Consider the following 19576-nt stretch of genomic DNA (forward strand, 5'->3'; position numbering starts at 1 on the left):
GAAGCCGCGGCCTCAGCGGGCTTGCGCGGCCAGGGTTGACGGGTCAGTGCGCGCCGGGTCGGTGGGCGCGGGGTGGACGGCGGTGCGGGCGATCCAGTCGCGGTGGCGCGCTTCCCACGTCTGCAGCGCCCGGGGGTCGGCGCCCAGATCACTGCGCAAAAACGCACTGACCAGTTCGCGGGTGGCGCGCTTGACCGCCGGGTTCAGCTGGGTGCCGCCGGTGCCCAGGCGGTCGGTGAACATGCTGTGTGAGCCGTCGCGAAACACCGCCAGCCACTTGCGCGGCCCACCACTGGCCTCGAACAACGCGAGGCGGTCGCTGTACGGCGATTCGTAGCCGGGGATCTGGATCGTGTCGCCGGTGGCGGTGATGTGCAGCGTGGGCACCGACAGCTCGCCCACGATCGGCGCCGGCGATGCTTCGCCGTAGAACGGTGGTGCGCTGATGAGCACCGCGGCGCGCACGCGGGCGTCCGCCAGTCGAACCGGCGCGCCGCCGCGCGTTACCCGGGCTCCCGCCACCAGCAGCGCCGTGTTGGCGCCGTAGGAGTGGCCGGCGGCCACGATGCGTTGCGCGTCGATGACGCCGGCCCACGCGGGTTCGGCGAGCAGCCGGTCGAGGGCGAAGCTCACGTCCTGCGCCCGGGCCACGGCCTCGGCGTCCTGCGCCGCGGTCTGCAGCCGCGCCAGGAGTTCCAGCGGGTTGCCGCGCCACAGCCGGTTGTCGCTGCCCACGTGCTGGAGGTGCAAGGCCGCAAAGCCCTCGGCGGCGAGGTGGGTGCCCAGGTAGCTGTAGCCCTCGCGCGAGCCACCAATGCCGTGGGAAAACACCACCAGCGGGACGGGCGCCGACAGCGCCGTTGGCAGATACAGCCGCGCCGGCACCGCGCGTTGCCGCGCGTTGTCGGTCCAGTCGAGCCACACGGAGCGCCAGCGGCTGGCGTCGGGCATGTCGATTTCCGCGTCGAGGCGGTCCAGCCGGGCCTGCTGATCGCTCACGGAGGGCACAGGCGGCATGCCGGCCAGGGGCGGGGACTCGGCCTGCCCCCGCGCGGTGCCGCAGCCGGCCACCGTCAGGCCGACGGCGACCGCGCCGAGCAGTGCCGTCAGCCGGCGCGGCCAGCGCGGCCGGGGACGTTCGGGGGCGGGGTTTGACAGGCCGGGATTCGGCAGGGGCGCGGGCGTCTTCATGCGGGCATTGTCAGAAGCCGGCGGCGGCGCTCGATGACATTTCTGTCATCCGTGATCGGCGGCGGCGGCTCGGGTCGACACCGGCCTCGGTGCCGGTGGGCCCACCTGCGACAATCACCCCCCGGCCTCGATGGTGAAATTGGTAGACACAGCGGACTTAAAATCCGCCGCCACCCGAAAGGGAGCGTACCGGTTCGACCCCGGTTCGAGGCACCAGTCCCGCGGGACCCAACGCCGGCCACGAGCCGGCCAAGTGAGATGGCATGAGCGACACCGACGCCCCCTTCGAAATTCACGTGCACGGCGACGTACCGCTGCGCGATGACGTGGCCTACGAGCAGATCCAGGAGGCGCTCAAGCCGATGTGGCAGTACGTCGGCGCGCGCTCCCTGGCGGCGGCGGCCGAAAGCAACTACGAAGACGAACCCGGCATCCGCTTTGATGCCGAGGCCCACCAGTTGCAGGTGTGCTGGACCATCGACGGCGACGACGATTTCCGCCAGGCCATGGAAGACACCTGCATGGGCCTGAACGACATCGCGGCCAACGGCGCGCCGCTGGAGGTTTCGTTCTACGACACCGAGTTCGATGACGAAGACGAAAACGCCGAGGGCGAGGCCCGCGACGATTTCGTGATGTATTTCGTCGGTCCCACGCCGGCCGCCATCATGCAGGTGCAGCGGGATCTGCTGGTGCAGGATGTGGTGCAGGTCATGGAGCGCCACTTCGACGCCGCCGAACTCGGCGAGGTGGTCGGGGCCATCGACCGCCTCTTCCACCAGCGCTTCGACGCGCTGGTGAACTCGATGCAGCTGGGGCGCCCACCGCGCGGCCACGGCGGCGCCCCCGGCCACGGCGGACCCCGCAAGCCGCGGCATCTGCACTGATCGTCCCGCCGACGGCGTTGCGCGTGAAGTCAGGCCTGGCCAACGTCCTCAACCCCGGCGTGCGCCGGCGTGAGGTATTCGGCTGGGCCATGTTTGACTTCGCCAATTCCGGCTACACCACGGTGGTGTTGACCGCCGTGTTCGCCGCGTACTTCGTGGGCGCGGTGGCCGGTGGTGCACCCTGGGCCACGTTTGCCTGGACGGCGGCGCTGAGTGCGTCGCACCTGATCGTCATGCTTTCCATGCCCGTGATCGGGGCCTGGGCCGACCGCCACGGTGCCAAGAAGCGGGCGCTGCTCTGGGTGGCCGCCGGCAGCGTGGTCAGCACGGCGGCGCTGGCGATGGTGGGGCCGGGCGCGGTGGCGCTGGGGGTGGCCCTGATCATCCTGTCCAATGTGTTCTTCGCCTGGGGTGAATCGCTGGCGGCGGCTTTCCTGCCCGAGCTGGCCCGGCCCGCCGCCATGGGCCGCGTCAGTGGCTGGGGGTGGGCGCTGGGCTACGCCGGCGGCATGCTCACGCTGGGCCTGTGCCTCGCCCATGTGCTCAGCGCGCAGGCGGCGGGGCAGGGCGCGGCCTCGTTCGTCCCCGTGACGATGCTGATCACGGCCGGCATGTTCGGGGCCGCTGCCGTGGTCACCGCCGTGCTGCTGCGGGAGCGGGCCGTGCCACAGCCCGCCGCACCCGGGGGGGCCGCGAGCCTGGCCCGAGCCTGGCACGACCTGCGTCGCACCTGGCGCGACGCCCGACAGTACCCCGATCTGGTGTGGATGCTGGCGTGCACGGTGGCCTATCAGGGCGGCGTGGCGGTGGCGATCGCGCTGGCGGCGATCTACGCCGAACAGGTGGTGGGCTTCGCGCCGCAGGAGACGATGGCGCTGATCTTCGTGCTCAACATCGCCGCGATGGTCGGCGCGCTGGCGTTTGGTCACTGGCAGGACGCCATCGGCCACCGCCGCGCGCTTGCCATCACGCTGGTGGGCTGGGTGGCCACCTGCCTGTTGGCCGCGGCCAGCACCGACAAGGCGGTGTTCTGGGGGGCCGCCACCCTGGCTGGCGTGTGCATGGGCTCCAGCCAGTCGGCCGGCCGCGCGATGGTGGGCCTTCTGGTGCCGCCGGCGAGGCTCGCCGAGTTCTTCGGTCTGTGGTCTTTTGCCACGCGCGTGGCCAGCATCCTGGGGCCGCTCACCTACGGCGCCATCACCTGGGCCACCGGCGGCAACCACCGGTTGGCCATCCTCTCCACGGCGGCGCTTTTCGTGGCCGGGCTGTGGCTGCTCTCGCGGGTGGACATGGCCCGCGGTCAGGCGCGCGCGGTGCGCTGACCCTGCGCGCGTCGCCCTGGGGCTGGGGCTGTCCATGGGCGAACGAGCCCATTGGTCTGTGCGGCGGTGTTCCCAAGAATGCGGTGGCTCGACTGCCGCTGATCTGGAGCCCCCATGCCAACCCGCTTTGCCCGTCCCCCGTCGATCCGAACCGGCACGACCCGCCGGCGCGTCATGCTGATGCTCGGAGCCGCCGGCGTGGCGTGGCCCGGTGTGGGTGGCGCCCAAGGCACGCCTCGCTGGGTGATCGGCCAGTCGGCCGCCCTGTCCGGCCCCTTGGGACCGCTGGGTGCTGAGATGCACCATGGCGCCCGCGTCGGCTTTGACGCGGTCAATGCCCGTGGCGGCGTGCACGGGCGCCTCATCGAACTGAGGGTGGCGGACGATGCCTACAGCGCTCCCCGGACGGTGGAAAACGTCAAGGCCCTGATGGCCGACCGGCAATTGCTGGCCCTGTTCAACTGCATGGGCACGCCCATGATCGAGGCGATCCTGCCTGCGGTCACCCAGACGGGCATCCCCTTCTTCGCCCCCTTCAGCGGCGCCCTGTCGATCCGCCCGCGCGGGGCGCGCAACGTGTTTCCGATTCGCATGAGTTACCCGGAGGAGGCCGAGGCGCTGGTGCATCACCTGCACACCATCAGCCTGCGGCGCCTCGGCGTCGTCTATCAGAACAATTCCTTCGGCGCGGAAATCCTCGAAGGCGTGCGACAGGCCCTGGCCAAGCGAGGGTTGCCTGAAGCGGTGGCGGCGCCGGTCGAGAGCTCCGGTGACGGGGCCGATGCCGCCGCCCAGACCATGGTCTCGGCCGGCCGGCTGGAGGCCGTGCTGATCGCCAGCGCGGGCAAACCGGCGATCAACACGGTCCACGCGCTGCGGGCCCGTTCACGCGGTCTGTCCCTCTACGGGCTGTCGGTGTTGAGCTCGTCGTCCACCGTGAAGGCGCTGGGTGAACAGGGCGTTGGCATGGCGGTGTCCCAGGTGATGCCCTCGCCGGACAGCACCACCATGCCCGTGGTCCGCGCGTACCGCGAGGCCTGGGCGGCCTCGGGCACGGAACTGCAGCCGTCTTACCTGGGGCTGGAGGGATTCATCAACGCCAAGGTGTTCGTCGAGGCCTTGCGTCGCGCCGGGCCAAAAGCCGACTGGGCGACCTTCAACGAAGCCGTGTGGAGCGTGCGGCGCTTCGACGTCGGGGGCTTTGAAGTCTCGTTCACCGAGCCCGGCGCCAGCGCTTCGCGCTTCATCGAACTCACCATGCTCTCGCGCAACGGCCGGTTTCTGCGTTGAGCCGCCGCGGTCGCTTCAGTGGATCGGTCCCAGCCAGCGCCGCGCCGCGCCGAGCAGGGCTTCGCGACTGCCGTTGCCGGTGAGAACCAGCGAGCCCGGCGCGCCCATCGGACGCAGCAGGGCCGACGCTTCCAGCAGGCGATGGGTCTGGCGGGCCACTGGCTCGCCGGTTTCCACCAGCCGCACCGACGGTCCGGCCAGCGCCTGCAGTGTGGCCTGGGCGAAGGGGTAGTGTGTGCAACCCAGGACCACCGTGTCGATGGCCGACCCGCCCTGGCCCAGCGGTCCGAGGGCCCCCAGGTAGCGCTGACACAGGGCGGCGATGCGCTCCCCATCGTCGCGCTCGATCGCATCGGCCAGACCGTCGCAGGCCTGCAGGTGGAAGTGAGCCTGATCCGCCAGCCGGTCGTGCAGGGCGCGAAATTTGGCGCTGGCCAGGGTGCCGCGCGTGGCCAGCACGCCAATCTGGCGCGTCTGGCTGAGCTGGGCCGCGGGTTTGAGCGCGGGCTCCACGCCCACCAGCGGCAGTTCGGGATAGCGCTCACGCAGCAGGTGGATGGCCGCGGCCGTGGCGGTGTTGCACGCCACCACCAGCGCCTTGATGCCGTGCTCGCGCCGCAGCTGCTCGGTCACGGTGAAGCTGCGGTCGATGACGTACGCGTCACCGCGCTCGCCGTAGGGCGCGTGGGCGGTGTCGGCCCAATAGACCATGTCCTCCGCCGGCAGGGCTGCCCGCAGCGCGCGCAGCACGCTCAGGCCGCCCACGCCGCTGTCGAACACGCCGATGGGGCGGGGATCGCTCAAGCGCTGGCCACCGGGATGGTCTTGAACGCGCCGGAGGCGATCTTCTGCTGCCACTCCGCCGGGCCGGTGATGTGGGCACTGGTGCCGCCGGCGTCCACGGCCACGGTCACCGGCATGTCGACCACGTCGAACTCGTAGATGGCTTCCATGCCGAGGTCCTCGAAGCCGACCACGCGGGCCGACTTGATCGCCTTGGACACCAGATAGGCCGCACCGCCCACGGCCATGAGGTAGGCGCTCTGGTGCTTCTTGATCGCCTCGATGGCCACCGGCCCGCGCTCGGCCTTGCCGATCATGGCAATCAGGCCGGTCTCGGCGAGCATCATGTCGGTGAAGCCATCCATGCGCGTGGCCGTGGTCGGACCCGCCGGCCCCACCGCCTCGTCGCGCACCGGGTCCACCGGGCCGACGTAGTAGATCACGCGGTTGGTGAAGTCCACCGGGAGTTTCTCGCCTTTGGCCAGCATGCCCTGGATGCGCTTGTGCGCGGCGTCGCGGCCGGTCAGCATCTTGCCGTTGAGCAGCAGGGTCTGGCCCGGCTTCCACGAAGCCACCTCGGCCTTGGTCAGCGTGTCGAGGTTCACGCGCGTACTTTTCTGCGTGTCCGGCACCCAGTTCACGTTCGGCCACAGGTCCAGGCTCGGCGGGTCGAGGTAGACCGGACCGCTGCCGTCGAGCACGAAATGGGCGTGGCGGGTGGCGGCGCAGTTGGGGATCATCGCCACCGGCTTGCTGGCGGCGTGGGTGGGGTACATCGCGATCTTCACGTCCAGGACGGTGGTCAGGCCGCCGAGACCCTGCGCACCGATGCCCAGGGCGTTGACCTTCTCGTACAGCTCCAGGCGCAACTCTTCGACCTGGCTGAGCTTGTCGCCCCGGGCGGCTTTGGCCTGCAGCTCATACATGTCGATGTCTTCCATCAGCGACTGCTTCGCCAGCAGCACCGCCTTCTCCGCCGTGCCGCCGATGCCGATGCCCAGCATGCCCGGCGGGCACCAGCCGGCGCCCATGGTCGGCACCGTCTTGAGCACCCAGTCCACCACCGAGTCGCCGGGGTTGAGCATGACCATCTTGCTCTTGTTTTCCGAGCCGCCGCCCTTGGCCGCCACGGTGACTTCCACCGTGTCGCCAGGCACGAGCTCCGTGACGATGACCGCCGGCGTGTTGTCCTTGGTGTTCTTGCGCAGGAACTGCGGATCAGCCACGACCGACGCGCGCAACTGGTTGTCCGGGTGGTTGTAGCCGCGGCGCACGCCCTCGTTCACCGCGTCTTCCAGCCCGCCGCTGAAGCCTTCCCATCGCACATTCATGCCCACCTTGAGGAACACGTTGACGATGCCGGTGTCCTGGCAGATCGGCCGGTGGCCGGTGGCGCTCATCTTGCTGTTGGTGAGGATCTGGGCGATGGCGTCCCGCGCGGCGGGGCTCTGCTCGCGCTCGTAGGCGCGGGCGAGGTGGGCGATGTAGTCGGCCGGGTGGTAGTAGCTGATGTATTGGAGCGCGGCGGCAACGGACTCGATCAGGTCTTCCTGGCGGATGGTGGTCATGGGGAGGTCTCCGGCTGGCGGCGCGGATCGCCGCGACTGATTGAAATGAGAGCAGGGATGCGGGGGAAAACGGGCGAGTGGGTCAGTGCTTGTCGCCGCTCATGATCCGGTCGGCCAGCGCAATGGCCAGCGCACTGAACAGGAAAGCGATGTGGATGATGGTTTGCCACATCAACACCTTCACCTCGTAGTTGCCCGCGTTGATGAAGGTTTTGAGCAGGTGGATGGAGCTGATGCCGATGATGGCGGTGGCGAGCTTGACCTTGAGGACACTGGCGTTCACGTGGCTCAGCCATTCGGGCTGGTCCGGGTGGTTTTCCAGGTGCATGCGGCTGACGAAGGTTTCGTAGCCGCCGACGATCACCATGATCAGCAGGTTGCTGATCATCACCACGTCGATCAGCGCGAGCACCACCAGCATGATGATGGTTTCGTTCAGCCCGGTGAGCTGCACGTCGCTCTTGTAGCCAATGCTGGTGACCAGTTTCTGCAGCGCGGTCTGGCTGCCAAACGCGGCTTCCACCAGGTGGACCAGCTCGACCCAGAAATGGAAGACATAGATCGCTTGCGCCGCGATCAGACCGATGTACAGCGGCAGTTGCAGCCAGCGGCTGGCAAAGATCAGGTTGGGCAAAGTCCGGATCGGACCCTGGGTTTTGACGGGATCGGTCATGGGCAGTGAGAATGGCGGCGCGCTGCGCCCGGAAGCCCCCACAGCCGTGGCGGCCAGCCAAGTATTGTAGGTGTCGCCCCTGTGTCAGTGGCTTGTAAGAGCGCCTGCGCACAGTGCCCGCCGATCCGGTTTTTCACAACACCCGAGGAGACAACCCATGTCCGTGCCTTCATCGTCCATCGAATCCGTCCTGGTCGAAAACCGCGTCTTTGAGCCCAGCGCCGCCACGGTGCAGGCCGCGCGGGTGTCGGGCATGGCCGGCTACCAGGCGCTGTGCGCCGAGGCCGAGAAGGACTTCGAAGGTTTCTGGGCCCGCCTGGCCCGCGAGACGCTGACCTGGCACAAGCCGTTCACCCAGACGCTGGACAGCTCCCAGGCCCCGTTCTACAAGTGGTTTCAGGACGGCGAGCTCAACGCGTCCTACAACTGCCTGGACCGCCACATGGGCACGCCGGTCGAGCACAAGACCGCGATCATTTTTGAGGCCGATGGCGGCGAGGTGACCCGCGTCACCTACCGCGAGCTGCTCGGCAAAGTGTCGCAATTTGCGAATGTTTTGAAGGCCAAGGGCGTCAAGCGCGGCGACCGCGTCGTCATCTACATGCCCATGACCATCGAAGGCGTGGTGGCCATGCAGGCGTGCGCCCGCATCGGCGCGACGCACTCGGTGGTGTTTGGTGGTTTCTCGGCCAAGGCCCTGCAGGAGCGCATCCAGGACGCCGGCGCCGTCGCGGTGATCACCGCGAACTACCAGCTGCGTGGCGGCAAAGAGCTGCCGCTCAAGTCCATCGTCGATGAAGGCATCGCGCTGGGCGGCTGCGAGTCGATCAAGAGCGTGATCGTGTTCCAGCGCACGCCCACGGCCTGCAACATGGTTGCCGGCCGTGACACCTGGATGCACGAAGAAATGGCCGGCCAGTCGACCGATTGCCCGGCCGAAATGGTGGGAGCCGAGCACCCGCTGTTCGTGCTCTACACCTCGGGCTCCACCGGCAAGCCCAAGGGCGTGCAGCACAGCACCGGCGGCTACCTGCTGTGGGCCAACCTGACCATGAACTGGACCTTCGACCTCAAGGCCAGCGACATCTTCTGGTGCACCGCCGACATCGGCTGGATCACCGGCCACAGCTACGTCGCCTACGGACCGCTGGCCGCCGGCGCCACGCAGATCGTCTTCGAGGGCGTGCCCACCTATCCCAACGCCGGTCGCTTCTGGCAGATGATCGAGAAGCACCAGTGCACCATCTTCTACACCGCGCCCACGGCCATCCGCTCGCTGATCAAGGCGGCCGAGGGCGACGAGAAGGTGCATCCGAAGAACTGGAACCTGGGCTCGTTGCGTCTGCTGGGCTCGGTGGGCGAACCGATCAACCCCGAGGCCTGGATGTGGTACTACCGCCACGTGGGTGGCGAGCGTTGCCCGATCGTCGACACCTTCTGGCAGACCGAAACGGGCGGCCACATGATCACCCCGTTGCCGGGCGCCACGCCGCTCGTGCCCGGCTCGTGCACGCTGCCGCTGCCCGGCATCCAGACCGCGATCGTGGACGAGGCCGGCAATGACGTGCCCAACGGCTCGGGCGGCATCCTGGTGGTGAAGAAGCCGTGGCCGTCGATGATCCGCACGATCTGGGGCGATCCGGAGCGCTTCAAGAAGAGTTACTTCCCCGAGGAACTCCGCGGCTACTACCTGGCCGGCGACGGGGCGGTGCGCAGCGCGGACCGCGGCTACTTCCGCATCACCGGGCGCATCGACGACGTGCTCAACGTGTCGGGCCACCGCATGGGGACCATGGAGATCGAGTCGGCGCTCGTGGCCAAGACCGATCTGGTGGCCGAGGCCGCGGTGGTGGGGCGCCCTGACGACCTGACAGGCGAGGCCATCGTGGCTTTCGTGGTGCTCAAGCGCTCGCGCCCCACGGGCGACGAGGCCAAAGCCATCGCCAAGGAGCTGCGCGACTGGGTGGGCAAGGAAATCGGCCCGATCGCCAAGCCCAAAGACATCCGCTTCGGCGATAACCTGCCCAAGACCCGGTCCGGCAAGATCATGCGCCGCCTGCTGCGGGCCATTGCCAAGGGCGAGGCCATCACCCAGGACACCTCCACGCTGGAGAATCCGGCCATCCTGGATCAGCTGTCGCAGAACAACTGACCGGCACCACGGCGCTCATGCAGCGCCGCGCCAACAAAAAACCCGCTGAATCCAGCGGGTTTTTTTACGGCGAGAAGCGTCTCACTTCTGGCTGAGGACCCAAGCCGCGAGCTTTTTGGCCTCGGCTTCGTTGACCTGCGGGTTGGCCGGCATCGGGAGCGTCCCCCACACCGTCTTGCCCGGCTCGGAGCCTTTCATGATTCGCTGAGCAAGCATGTCAACGGCTTTGGCATCGCCCGCATACTTCTTGGCGATGTCCTTGTAGGCGGGGCCGACCTGTTTCTTGTCTACCGCGTGGCAGGCCATGCAGTTTTTGGTCCTCGCCAGTTGCGCATCCGCCATCGCGGGGGCGGACACGGCGGCCGTCAGGGCCATAATCAACAGCGCACGTTTCATGGGAGTGGGTCCTTGGGAGGTGAGTTGCCAACGCGATTCATTCTACCGAGGCCCACCGGACGTGCGGTGGAAAACGGTCCGCGCTCACAGGATTTGCGCGGGCTTCATGCTTGTTGACGGAGCGTCGTATGTACCTGCTGGGCCTAGGCATCCTGCTGTTGCTGATGAAGTACCTGGAGGTCGATCCGGTGGCGGCCTGGTCGTGGTGGGTGGTGCTGGCACCGTTCGCTGGCGCCGTGGCCTGGTGGGCCTGGGCTGATGCGTCGGGATACACGCGCCGCAAGGCCATGGAGCGGATGGACGCCAAGAAGAAGGCCCGCATCGACAAACAGCGCGAAAACCTCGGCATCCAGGGCAAGCGCCGCTGACGCAGCGCCGGCCCCGGAGCCGGCTCCATCAGAAGTTGTCGAGCACCGCGCCCTTGCTGGCGCTGGCGGCGTTGAACGCGAACTTCGCTTGCACGCCGCGGGTGTAGCGCGGCGCCGGTGCGGTCCAGGCAGCGCGGCGGCGCGCCAGCTCGTCGTCACTCACGTTCACCTGCAGCAGCAGCTGGTGGGCGTCGATGGTGATCGAGTCGCCTTCCTGCACGAGTGCGATGTTGCCGCCCGCGGCGGCTTCCGGGGCCACGTGACCCACCACCATGCCCCAGGTGCCGCCCGAGAAGCGGCCGTCGGTGATGAGACCCACGCTCTCGCCCAGGCCCGCGCCGATCAGCGCGCCCGTGGGCGCCAGCATTTCGGGCATGCCCGGGCCGCCCTTGGGGCCGAGGTAGCGCAGCACCATCACGTCACCGGCCTTGATCTTGCCGTCCAGGATGGCCTGCAGCGCGGATTGTTCGTCTTCAAACACGCGCGCCGGGCCGGTCATCACCGGGTTCTTCAGGCCGGTGATCTTGGCCACCGCGCCCTCAGGCGACAGGTTGCCTTTGAGAATCGCCAGGTGGCCCTGGGCGTAGATCGGGTCGCTGATCGGGCGGATCACGCTCTGGTCGGCGCGCGGCTGGTCCGGCACGTCCTTGAGCACCTCGGCGATTGTCTGGCCGGTGATGGTCAGGCAGTCGCCGTGCAGGAGGCCGGCGTTGAGCAGGATCTTCATGACTTGCGGAATGCCGCCGGCCTTGTGCAGCTCCACCGCCAGCGACTTGCCGCTGGGCTTGAGGTCGCACAGCACGGGCACGCGGCGGCGCACCCGCTCAAAGTCGTCGATGGTCCATTCCACGCCGGCGCAGTGCGCGATGGCCAGGAAGTGGAGCACGGCGTTGGTGGAACCGCCGGTGGCCATGATCACCGACACCGCGTTTTCGATGCTTTTGCGGGTGACGATGTCGCGCGGCTTGATGTCTTTCTTGATCGCTTCCACCAGGACCGCGGCCGACTCGCGGGCCGAGCGCACCTTCTCGTCATGCACGTTGGCCATGGTGCTGGAGTAGGGCAGCGAGATGCCCAACGCCTCGAAGGCCGAAGACATGGTGTTGGCGGTGTACATGCCGCCGCAGGAGCCAGTGCCGGGAATGGCGTGCTTCTCAATCTCGGTCAGTTCTTCGTCGCTGAGCTTGCCCGCGGCGTTCTGGCCCACCGCCTCAAACACGCTGACGATGTTGAGTTCCTGTCCGTTGTAGTAGCCCGGCAGGATGGTGCCGCCGTACACGTAAATGGCCGGCACGTTGGCCCGCAGCATGCCCATCAGCCCGCCGGGCATGTTCTTGTCGCAGCCGCCGATGACCAGCACGCCATCCATCCACTGACCCTGCACGCAGGTCTCCACGCAGTCGGCGATGACCTCGCGCGACACGAGGCTGTATTTCATGCCCTCGGTGCCCATGGCCATGCCGTCGCTGATGGTGGGCGTGCCGAAGATCTGAGCGTTCGCGCCCGCTTCCAGAATGCCGGCCACGGCGGCGTCGGCGAGCTTCTGCAGACCGCTGTTGCAGGGCGTGATCGTGCTGTGGCCGTTGGCCACGCCCACCATGGGCTTGCTGAAGTCGCCCTGCTGGTAGCCCATGCCGTAGTACATGGAGCGGTTCGGCGCCCGGGACTTGCCCTGCGTGATGTTGGCGCTGCGGGCGTTGGCGGGACGGATGGGGATGGTCTTGTTGTCGTTGGCCATGATGGAAGAGGGAGTGGGTGGGCGATGAGGGCGCCAGTATGCGCGAGGCCGCCCCGCTGACGCCAATTGATTCGGGCGTTTCGATTGATACGATCAGCGTATGGAAAAGAGCGAAATTCGCGTCCGGGCTGAATTGCGACAGTGGCGCCAGTTTCTGGTGCTGGCCGAGGAGTTGCACTTCGGTCGGGCCGCGGCGCGCCTGGCCATGACGCAGCCGCCCCTGACGCAGGCGATCGCCGCGCTGGAGGCGGCGCTGGGCGTGCGCCTGTTCGACCGCACGCCGCGCAGCGTGCGGCTCACGGCGGCTGGGCTGGCGCTGGTGCCGGAGGTGCGCGAGCTGCTTGCGCGGGCCCAGGCGCTGCCGGCGCTGGCGCGTGCCGCGGCGCAGGGCCAGACGGGCCGTTTGCGGGTGGCCTTCGTGTCAACGGTCGGGTACGAGCTGCTGCCGCGCTGGGTGCGGGCCTTTCGCGAGCGCTGGCCCGACATCGCCCTGGAACTGGAGGAGGCCACGGGCGATGTGCAGCTGGAGCGGCTGGCCCGCGGCGAGATCGACGCCGGCCTGATGCTGCACCCGCCGGGTGAAGTGGCGGGAGCGCTGTCGGTGCTGCCGATCGCGACCGAACCGCTCGTGTTGGCCCTGCCGCACCATCACCCGCTCGCCCTGGCACCACGGCTGTCGCTGGCGGCGGTGCTGCGTGAGCCGGTGGTGCTGTTTCCGCGGCGGATCCTGCCGGCGGTGCACGACGCCCTGGTGGCCCTCTACCGGGCCCACGGCCAGGAGCCCCGGGTGGCGCAAGAGGCGATCCAGATGCAGACCATCGTCAACCTCGTGTCGGCCGGGCTGGGGCTGGCGTGGGTGCCGCAGAGCGTGAAGCAGTTTCAGCGACCGGGCGTGGTGTACCGGCCTGCGCCCGCGCGCCGCGGCGCCGAGCTGCCGCGTTGCGACACCAGCCTGGTCTGGCGCGCGCAGCCGGCCTTGCCGGCGCTCGGGCATTTCATCGACTTCGCCCGCGCGCAGGTTGCCCACGCGGCGCTGCGACAATGACGCCATGCTCCAACACCCCCAGATCGACCCCGTTGCCCTGCAACTCGGCCCCCTGGCCATCCACTGGTACGGCCTGACCTACCTGGCCGCGTTTGGCCTGTTTCTCTGGCTCGGCACGCGCCGTCTCGCGCACCCGCCGTTCGCGTCGCTGGCCGGCACCGGCGGCTGGCAGCGGCGCGATGTGGAGGACATCTTGTTTCTGGGCGTGGTCGGCGTGGTCGCGGGCGGGCGGCTGGGCTATTGCCTGTTCTATCAGCCGGCCTATTACCTGCAGCACCCGCTGGAGGTGTTTTTCGTGTGGCAGGGCGGCATGAGCTTTCATGGCGGGCTGCTGGGGGTGATCGCGGCCATGGCCTGGTTTGCCCGGTCGCGACAACGACCCTTCCTGCAGGTGATGGACTTTGTGGCTCCCTGCGTGCCGACCGGTCTGGCCGCGGGCCGTCTGGGCAACTTCATCAATGGCGAGCTGTGGGGGCGCGTGGCCGATCCCTCGCTGCCCTGGGGGATGGTGTTTCGCGGCGCGGGCGAGTTGCCGCGCCACCCCTCGCAGCTCTACCAGTTCTGGCTGGAAGGGGTGATGCTGTTTGTGCTGCTGTGGCTCTACGCCCGCCGGCCCCGCGCCACCGGGCAGGTGTCGGGCGCGTTCCTGGCGGGTTACGGCGTGTTCCGCTTCGTGGCGGAGTACTTCCGCGAGCCCGACGCCCACCTGGGCCTCCTGGCGCTGGGCCTGAGCATGGGGCAGTGGCTGTGCGTGCCGATGATCGCGGGCGGCGTGGCCCTGTGGTGGTGGAGCGGTCGACGCCCGGTCTGAACGGAATTGCCCACGGCGGGCTGGGGGAAATCCCCAGCGGCACGGCCGCCCGGCCGAGGTACCGTAAGCTGCCGCCCCGCGCCGGAGCGTCCGGGCGCGATCCATAACCAGAACCGGAGACACCATGACCCCACACTTCAACCGCCGCGCGCTGCTGCGCGCCGCCGCCGCCTGCGCCGTGCTGGGCCCGGTGGGCGCCCGCGCCCAGGCCTGGCCGGCCCGCCCTGTCACGATGATCGTGCCTTTCCCGGCCGGGGGCGGCACCGACGCGTTTGCCCGCCCGCTGTCCGCCGCGTTTGCGCGCACCGCCGGCAAGACGCTGGTGATCGACAACCGCGGCGGCGCCGGGGGCACGCTGGGCGCCGGCATTGCCGCCAAGGCGCCGGCCGACGGCTACACGCTTTTCATGGGCGCGGTGCATCACTCGATCGCCCCCAGCATGTACCCCAAGCTGGAATACGACATTGAGCGCGACTTCGTGCCGCTGATCCTGGTGGCCAGCGTGCCGCAGGTGCTGGTGGTCAACCCGCGCAAGGTGCCGGGCAACTTCGCCGAGTTCATCGCCAATGTCCGCGCCAATCCCGGCCGGCTCAACTACGGCTCGGCCGGCGGTGGTACCTCGCACCACCTGGCCGGCGAATTGTTCAAGCAGCAGACCAAGACGTTCATCACCCACATCCCGTACCGCGGCGCCGGTCCGGCGCTGGCCGACCTGATCGCCGGCAACGTGGACATGATGTTCGATGGCCTGGGGTCTTCCGCGGGTCACATCAAGGGCGGCCGCATCAAGGCGCTCATGGTGGCGGGGAACAAGCGCAACCCGGCTTTCCCGGACGTGCCCAGTGCCGCCGAGGTGGGTCTGCCGGAGTACAACGTGACCACCTGGTACGGCGTGTGGGCCCCGCGCGCCACGCCGGCCGACGTGCAGCGTGCGGCCATTGAGGAGATCCGCAAGGCCGTCAACACCGACGAGGCCCGCGCCGTGTGGAACGCCCAGGGTGCCGACTTCCCCGACCTCAGCGGCAACGCCTTCGACAGCTTCGTCAAGGCCGAGGTGCGCAAGTGGGCGCAGGTCGTCAAGGCTTCCGGCGCGAAGCTGGACTGAGCGGATGCCGGGGACCGTGCACTGCCGCGTGGACGGCGCCGTCGCCCGCGTCACGCTCGACCACCCCGGCCGCCTCAACGCCATGTCGCGCGCCATGTGGCGCGAGCTGGCCGCGGTGTTCGCCGACCTGCCGGCCCGCCCAGGCCTGCGGGCGGTGATCGTCGCCGGCGCGGGCGGCGCGTTCTGCGCGGGCGGCGACATCGCCGAGTACCCCGACTTCCGGTTTGACGAGGCGGCGCTGCGCGCCTTCCACGAAGACGATGTGTGGGGTGGCCTGTCGGCCATCCTGGCCTGCGACCTGCCGGTGATCGCCCAGATCGAAGGTGCCTGCATGGGCGCGGGCGTGGAGATCGCCAGCTGCTGCGATCTGCGCGTGGCCGGCCAGTCGGCCCGCTTCGGCGCGCCGATCGCCAAGCTCGGGTTCCCCATGGCGCCTCGCGAAGCGCAGCTCGTGGCGCGCGAGGCAGGCCTGGCCACCGCCCGCGAAATGCTTTTGCAGGCCGCCGTGCTCGACGCGGCCACGATGCAGGCCCGCGGCTTCCTCCACGCGGTGGTGCCCGACGATCGCTGCGCCAGCGAGGCCGCAGAGCGCGCCGCGCGCATCGCGCAGCTCGCTCCCCACGCCGCCCGCCTCAACAAGCAAACCCTGCGCGCCCTGGCCGGCGACGGCCCGCCACCGGCCCTGATCGACACCGCTTACGCGTACGCCGACAGCGCCGAACACCGCGAGGGCATCGACGCCTTTCTCGCCAAGCGTCCCCCGCGCTTCGGCGCCCTCTGATACCGTTCCCACGACACCATGAGCAACGCCAACCTCTACGCCGCCCTGCGCGCGGCCTTTCCCGCTGACCTCGACGCGACCGCGGTGGAAACCGTGGGCGCCGGGGGTGGACTGCACTACAGCTGGCGCGACCTCGACCGCGCCAGCGCCATGATGGCCAACCTGCTGGAGAGCCTGCGTCTGCCGGCCCGCTCTCGCATCGCCGTGCAGGTGGAGAAATCGGTGGAGGCGCTCATCCTGTACCTCGCGGTGCTGCGCGCCGGCCATGTTTTTCTGCCGCTGAACACCGCCTACCAGGCCGGTGAGATCGAGTACTTCGTCGGCAACGCCGAGCCTGCGGTGGTGGTGTGCAGCCCCGGCAACTTCGGCTGGGTCAGCAAGATCGCATTCCAGGCCGGCACCCGCCACGTCTTCACCCTCTCCGACGAGCGCAGCGGCAGCCTGCTGGAGCGCGCTGCCCACCACGCCGACACCCACACCCCGGCGGTGTGCACCGACGACGACCTGGGCGTGATCATCTACACCAGCGGCACCACCGGACGCAGCAAAGGCGCCATGCTGTCGCACGGCAACATGCGCAGCAACGCCGAGGTGCTGCAGCGCTACTGGGGCTGGCGGGCGGATGACGTGCTGATCCACGCGCTGCCGATCTTCCACGTCCATGGCCTGTTTGTGGCCATCCACGGCGCTCTCATCAACGGCAGTCCGATGCTGTGGCTCAACAAGTTCGAGCCGCGCGCGGTGATCGACCTGATGCCGCGCGCCACGGTGTTCATGGGCGTCCCCACCCTCTACACCCGCATGCTGGCCGAGCCCACGCTGACGCACGAGCAGGCCAGCCACATGCGCCTGTTCGTGTCCGGTTCGGCACCGCTGCTGATTGAAACCTTCCACGCCTGGCAACAGCGCACCGGCCACACCATCCTGGAGCGCTACGGCATGAGCGAAACCATCATGCTGACCTCCAACCCGTACGGACCGGACCCCCGCCACGACGGCCAGAGCGAGCGCCGCGGCGGCACGGTCGGGTTCCCCCTGCCGGGCGTCGCGCTGCGGGTGGTGGGCGAGGGCGGTGCGCCCCTGTCGGTGGGGGAGATCGGCGGCATCCAGGTGCGCGGGCCGAACGTGTTTGCCGGCTACTGGCGCATGCCGGAGAAGACCGCCGAAGAGTTCACCGCCGACGGCTACTTCAAGACCGGCGACGTGGGCCGGATTGACGAGCGCGGCTACGTGACCATCGTCGGCCGCAGCAAGGACCTCATCATTTCCGGGGGGTACAACGTCTACCCGGCCGAGGTGGAGGGCCAGCTCAACGAGCTGCCCGGCGTGGCCGAGAGTGCGGTGGTGGGCGTGCCGCACCCGGACTTCGGCGAGGTGGGGGTGGCGCTGGTGATTGCCCGCCCGGGCGCCGAGCCGCGGCCGGAAGACCTGATCGCCGCCCTGAAGACCCGGCTGGCGAACTACAAGATCCCCAAGCGGTGCGAGGTGGTGGCTGAGCTGCCGCGCAACACCATGGGCAAGGTCCAGAAAAATCTGCTGCGCGAGCGGTACAAGGGCTTGTTCAGCTGACGGCGCGGGCGCCCTCGCGCGCCAGGCGCCCCACCACGCGGAAGGCCAGCCACGCGCCGACCGCGCCAAACAGCACCACGCCCAGCCCGTAGCCCGCCAGCACGCCGGTGGCACCCGCCAGCTGGGAACCCACCGCGATGAATGGCGCCACACCCAGCGTGGCGCGGCCCCAGTTCAGGGCGGTGGAATAGAACGCAAAGCCGAGGTTGTTGAAGGCCGCGTTGGCCACAAACAGCGCGCCGTTGAACAGGAAACTGCCCGCCACGAACAGGCAGAAGAAGACGATGAGTTCGCGCGCCTGCCCGTGGGCGTCAAACGCGCTGGCGATCGCGCCGCTGCCCACCGCCAGCAGCGCCCACACCGCCATCACGTACAGCAACACCACCAGCAGGCTGTTCCGCAGGGTGCTGTGCAGCCGGTCGTAGCGCCGCGCGCCCAGGTTCTGGCCGATGATGGGGCCGATCGAGCCCGACAGGGCGAACAGCACGACAAAGGACACCGGGATCAGCCGCACGATCACCGCCCAGGCCGCCACGGCGGCATCGCCGTGGGCGGCCATCGCATGGGTGACGAGGGCGTTGCCCACCGGGGTGGCGATTTGTGTGAGGACCGCCGGCACACCGATGGCCAGATAAGGCCTCAGCGTGGCCAGCAGCAGGGCCCGGTCTGGCCAGCGGAACAGGTCGTGGGCATGGCGCAGGGCGCGCCAGCCGATCCACACCATGGCGCCGCGCGTGAGGTAGGTGGCCCAGGCGGCGCCGTCGAGTCCCCAGCCCAGACCGAGTATGAACAGCGGGTCCACCACCGCGGCCACACCGCTGGCTCCGAGCGTGACCCACATCGCGCGCCGGGCGTCACCGACCGCCCGCAGCAGTGCGCCCAGGCACATGCCCAGGCCCAGCAGCGGCAGGGACGGCAGCAGGATCAGCAGAAAGCGGTGCGCGTGGGCGGCGGTCTCGCCGGTGGCCCCGAGCCAGCCGAGCAGGGGGCCGGCCAGCGGCGCGACCACCGCCGCGGCCAGGGCCATGGCGGCCGCCATGATCACCAGCGAGGCGCCGGCCAGCTGGCGGGCGTGATCGCGGTCGCCGGCCCCGAGCGCGCGCGCCGTCAGGGCGGTCGCGGCGATCGACAGCCCGATCGACAGCGACACGATGAAAAACAGCAGCGTGCCGGCGTAGCCGGCGGCGGCGGTCAGGCTGGGTTGGCCGAGCCGCGCGATGTAGAACAGGTTGAGCACATCCACCGCGAACAACGCGGCGAGCCCGACCGAGGCCGCGGCGGTCATGCGCACGACGTGGCCGAGGGTGGACCCCGAGGTGAAGGCGGCGGTGGGCGCGGTGGCGGGGCGGGGGGGCGACATGGGCCGCGCATTGTCGCGCGGCCCGGCCGGTCATGCCGGGGCGGGGTCGCCGCGGGCCCGCCGTGGGGTCAGCGCAGCACGAGCACGGGCGTGTGCGAGTGCGTCAGCACCTGCTGGGTCTCGCTGCCCAGCAGCAGGCGCTTGATGCCTTTGCGCCCGTGGGACGCCATGACGATCAGGTCGCATTTCTGGCGCTTGGCGGTGCTGATGATGGCGTCGGACACGAGGTCGGAGCGCGCGGTCACGGGTTTGACCTTGATGCCACGGGGCTGACCGGCATCCTTGATGGCGTTGACGGTCTTCATTGCATCGTCCTGCCATTGTTTCTCGATGCGTTGCACCTCGGCCGCGGCGAGCGCCACGCCGCCCTCGAAGTAGGTCTGCGGGTAGCGCGGCACGACCTTGAGCGCCACCAGGGTGGCACCGGTCAGGTCGGCGAGGTTGAGGGCGTGTTCGACCGCTTTCTGGGCGAGCTTGCTGCCGTCGGTGGCGACGAGGATGCGCTGGTACATGGTGGTCTCCGGTGGGTCGTGGTGG

The 19576-nt window shown here is 69.2% G+C and carries 18 protein-coding genes and 1 tRNA gene; 11 read left to right on the forward strand and 8 right to left on the reverse strand.

Annotation, left to right across the window (positions count from 1 at the left end):
• Positions 1-12 precede the first annotated feature (12 nt).
• Positions 13-1191, reverse strand: coding sequence for an alpha/beta hydrolase family protein (locus tag AC2D80_RS05225; RefSeq protein WP_484631916.1), 1179 nt, complete (start codon positions 1189-1191; stop codon positions 13-15).
• Positions 1192-1315: 124 nt separating this feature from the next.
• Here AC2D80_RS05225 and AC2D80_RS05230 point away from each other — a divergent pair.
• The 4 genes from AC2D80_RS05230 to AC2D80_RS05245 all read left to right on the forward strand — a co-directional run bounded on the left by AC2D80_RS05230 (position 1316) and on the right by AC2D80_RS05245 (position 4690).
• Positions 1316-1407: transfer RNA gene (locus AC2D80_RS05230), tRNA-Leu, on the forward strand.
• A gap of 47 nt (positions 1408-1454) precedes the next feature.
• Positions 1455-2078: a DUF6806 family protein gene (locus AC2D80_RS05235; RefSeq protein ID WP_484631917.1), complete on the forward strand. Its 624-nt coding sequence runs from the start codon at positions 1455-1457 to the stop codon at positions 2076-2078.
• 89 nt (positions 2079-2167) lie between these two features.
• The gene (locus AC2D80_RS05240; protein ID WP_484632646.1) at positions 2168-3400 is read left to right on the forward strand and encodes an MFS transporter; all 1233 of its coding nucleotides are present in this window, start codon (positions 2168-2170) and stop codon (positions 3398-3400) included.
• Positions 3401-3514: 114 nt separating this feature from the next.
• On the forward strand, positions 3515-4690 hold the full coding sequence (locus AC2D80_RS05245; protein WP_484631918.1) for an ABC transporter substrate-binding protein: 1176 nt from the start codon (positions 3515-3517) through the stop codon (positions 4688-4690).
• Positions 4691-4705: 15 nt separating this feature from the next.
• Here AC2D80_RS05245 and murI read toward each other — a convergent pair whose 3' ends face one another.
• The 3 genes from murI to AC2D80_RS05260 all read right to left on the reverse strand — a co-directional run bounded on the left by murI (position 4706) and on the right by AC2D80_RS05260 (position 7714).
• A complete protein-coding gene (gene murI / locus AC2D80_RS05250; protein ID WP_484631919.1) occupies positions 4706-5494 on the reverse strand; it encodes a glutamate racemase in 789 nt (262 codons plus the stop codon).
• Positions 5491-7041, reverse strand: coding sequence for a fumarate hydratase (locus tag AC2D80_RS05255; protein ID WP_484631920.1), 1551 nt, complete (start codon positions 7039-7041; stop codon positions 5491-5493). Before AC2D80_RS05255 ends, murI begins: the two co-directional genes overlap by 4 nt.
• 82 nt (positions 7042-7123) lie before the next feature.
• The gene (locus AC2D80_RS05260; protein ID WP_484631921.1) at positions 7124-7714 is read right to left on the reverse strand and encodes a YqhA family protein; all 591 of its coding nucleotides are present in this window, start codon (positions 7712-7714) and stop codon (positions 7124-7126) included.
• A gap of 157 nt (positions 7715-7871) precedes the next feature.
• Between AC2D80_RS05260 and acs the strand changes: the two genes are divergently transcribed.
• Positions 7872-9866 (forward strand): acetate--CoA ligase, encoded by a 1995-nt coding sequence (acs, locus tag AC2D80_RS05265; protein ID WP_484631922.1) that lies wholly within the window; start codon positions 7872-7874, stop codon positions 9864-9866.
• An 81-nt stretch (positions 9867-9947) separates the two neighbouring features.
• On the opposite strand, the gene AC2D80_RS05270 is transcribed toward acs, so the two are convergent.
• Positions 9948-10262: a c-type cytochrome gene (locus AC2D80_RS05270; RefSeq protein WP_484631923.1), complete on the reverse strand. Its 315-nt coding sequence runs from the start codon at positions 10260-10262 to the stop codon at positions 9948-9950.
• A gap of 128 nt (positions 10263-10390) precedes the next feature.
• Between AC2D80_RS05270 and AC2D80_RS05275 the strand changes: the two genes are divergently transcribed.
• Positions 10391-10630, forward strand: a complete 240-nt coding sequence (locus AC2D80_RS05275) for a TIGR04438 family Trp-rich protein (RefSeq protein WP_484631924.1) — start codon at positions 10391-10393, stop codon at positions 10628-10630.
• Positions 10631-10658: 28 nt separating this feature from the next.
• Here the strand turns inward: AC2D80_RS05275 and ilvD are convergent, their stop codons facing one another.
• Complete coding sequence (gene ilvD, locus AC2D80_RS05280; protein WP_484631925.1) at positions 10659-12368, reverse strand: dihydroxy-acid dehydratase; 1710 nt, start codon at positions 12366-12368, stop codon at positions 10659-10661.
• A gap of 100 nt (positions 12369-12468) precedes the next feature.
• Here ilvD and AC2D80_RS05285 point away from each other — a divergent pair, with 100 nt between their 5' ends.
• The 5 genes from AC2D80_RS05285 to AC2D80_RS05305 all read left to right on the forward strand — a co-directional run bounded on the left by AC2D80_RS05285 (position 12469) and on the right by AC2D80_RS05305 (position 17679).
• A complete protein-coding gene (locus AC2D80_RS05285) occupies positions 12469-13413 on the forward strand; it encodes a LysR family transcriptional regulator (RefSeq protein WP_484631926.1) in 945 nt (314 codons plus the stop codon).
• A gap of 4 nt (positions 13414-13417) precedes the next feature.
• Positions 13418-14224 carry a prolipoprotein diacylglyceryl transferase gene (gene lgt, locus AC2D80_RS05290; RefSeq protein WP_484631927.1) on the forward strand — a complete coding sequence of 269 codons (807 nt, stop codon included), beginning with the start codon at positions 13418-13420 and terminating at the stop codon, positions 14222-14224.
• Positions 14225-14348: 124 nt separating this feature from the next.
• On the forward strand, positions 14349-15329 hold the full coding sequence (locus AC2D80_RS05295) for a Bug family tripartite tricarboxylate transporter substrate binding protein (protein WP_484631928.1): 981 nt from the start codon (positions 14349-14351) through the stop codon (positions 15327-15329).
• Between the two features lie 4 nt (positions 15330-15333).
• Positions 15334-16110 carry an enoyl-CoA hydratase/isomerase family protein gene (locus tag AC2D80_RS05300; RefSeq protein ID WP_484631929.1) on the forward strand — a complete coding sequence of 259 codons (777 nt, stop codon included), beginning with the start codon at positions 15334-15336 and terminating at the stop codon, positions 16108-16110.
• Positions 16111-16128: 18 nt separating this feature from the next.
• Positions 16129-17679 (forward strand): malonate--CoA ligase, encoded by a 1551-nt coding sequence (locus AC2D80_RS05305; protein ID WP_484631930.1) that lies wholly within the window; start codon positions 16129-16131, stop codon positions 17677-17679.
• Here AC2D80_RS05305 and AC2D80_RS05310 read toward each other — a convergent pair.
• A complete protein-coding gene (locus AC2D80_RS05310; RefSeq protein ID WP_484631931.1) occupies positions 17672-19039 on the reverse strand; it encodes an MATE family efflux transporter in 1368 nt (455 codons plus the stop codon). The two genes, AC2D80_RS05305 and AC2D80_RS05310, sit on opposite strands and share 8 nt — an antisense overlap.
• 68 nt (positions 19040-19107) lie before the next feature.
• Positions 19108-19551: a universal stress protein gene (locus tag AC2D80_RS05315; protein ID WP_484631932.1), complete on the reverse strand. Its 444-nt coding sequence runs from the start codon at positions 19549-19551 to the stop codon at positions 19108-19110.
• Between the last annotated feature and the right edge of the window lie 25 nt (positions 19552-19576).

It is taken from the genome of Hydrogenophaga sp. T66 (assembly GCF_057219855.1).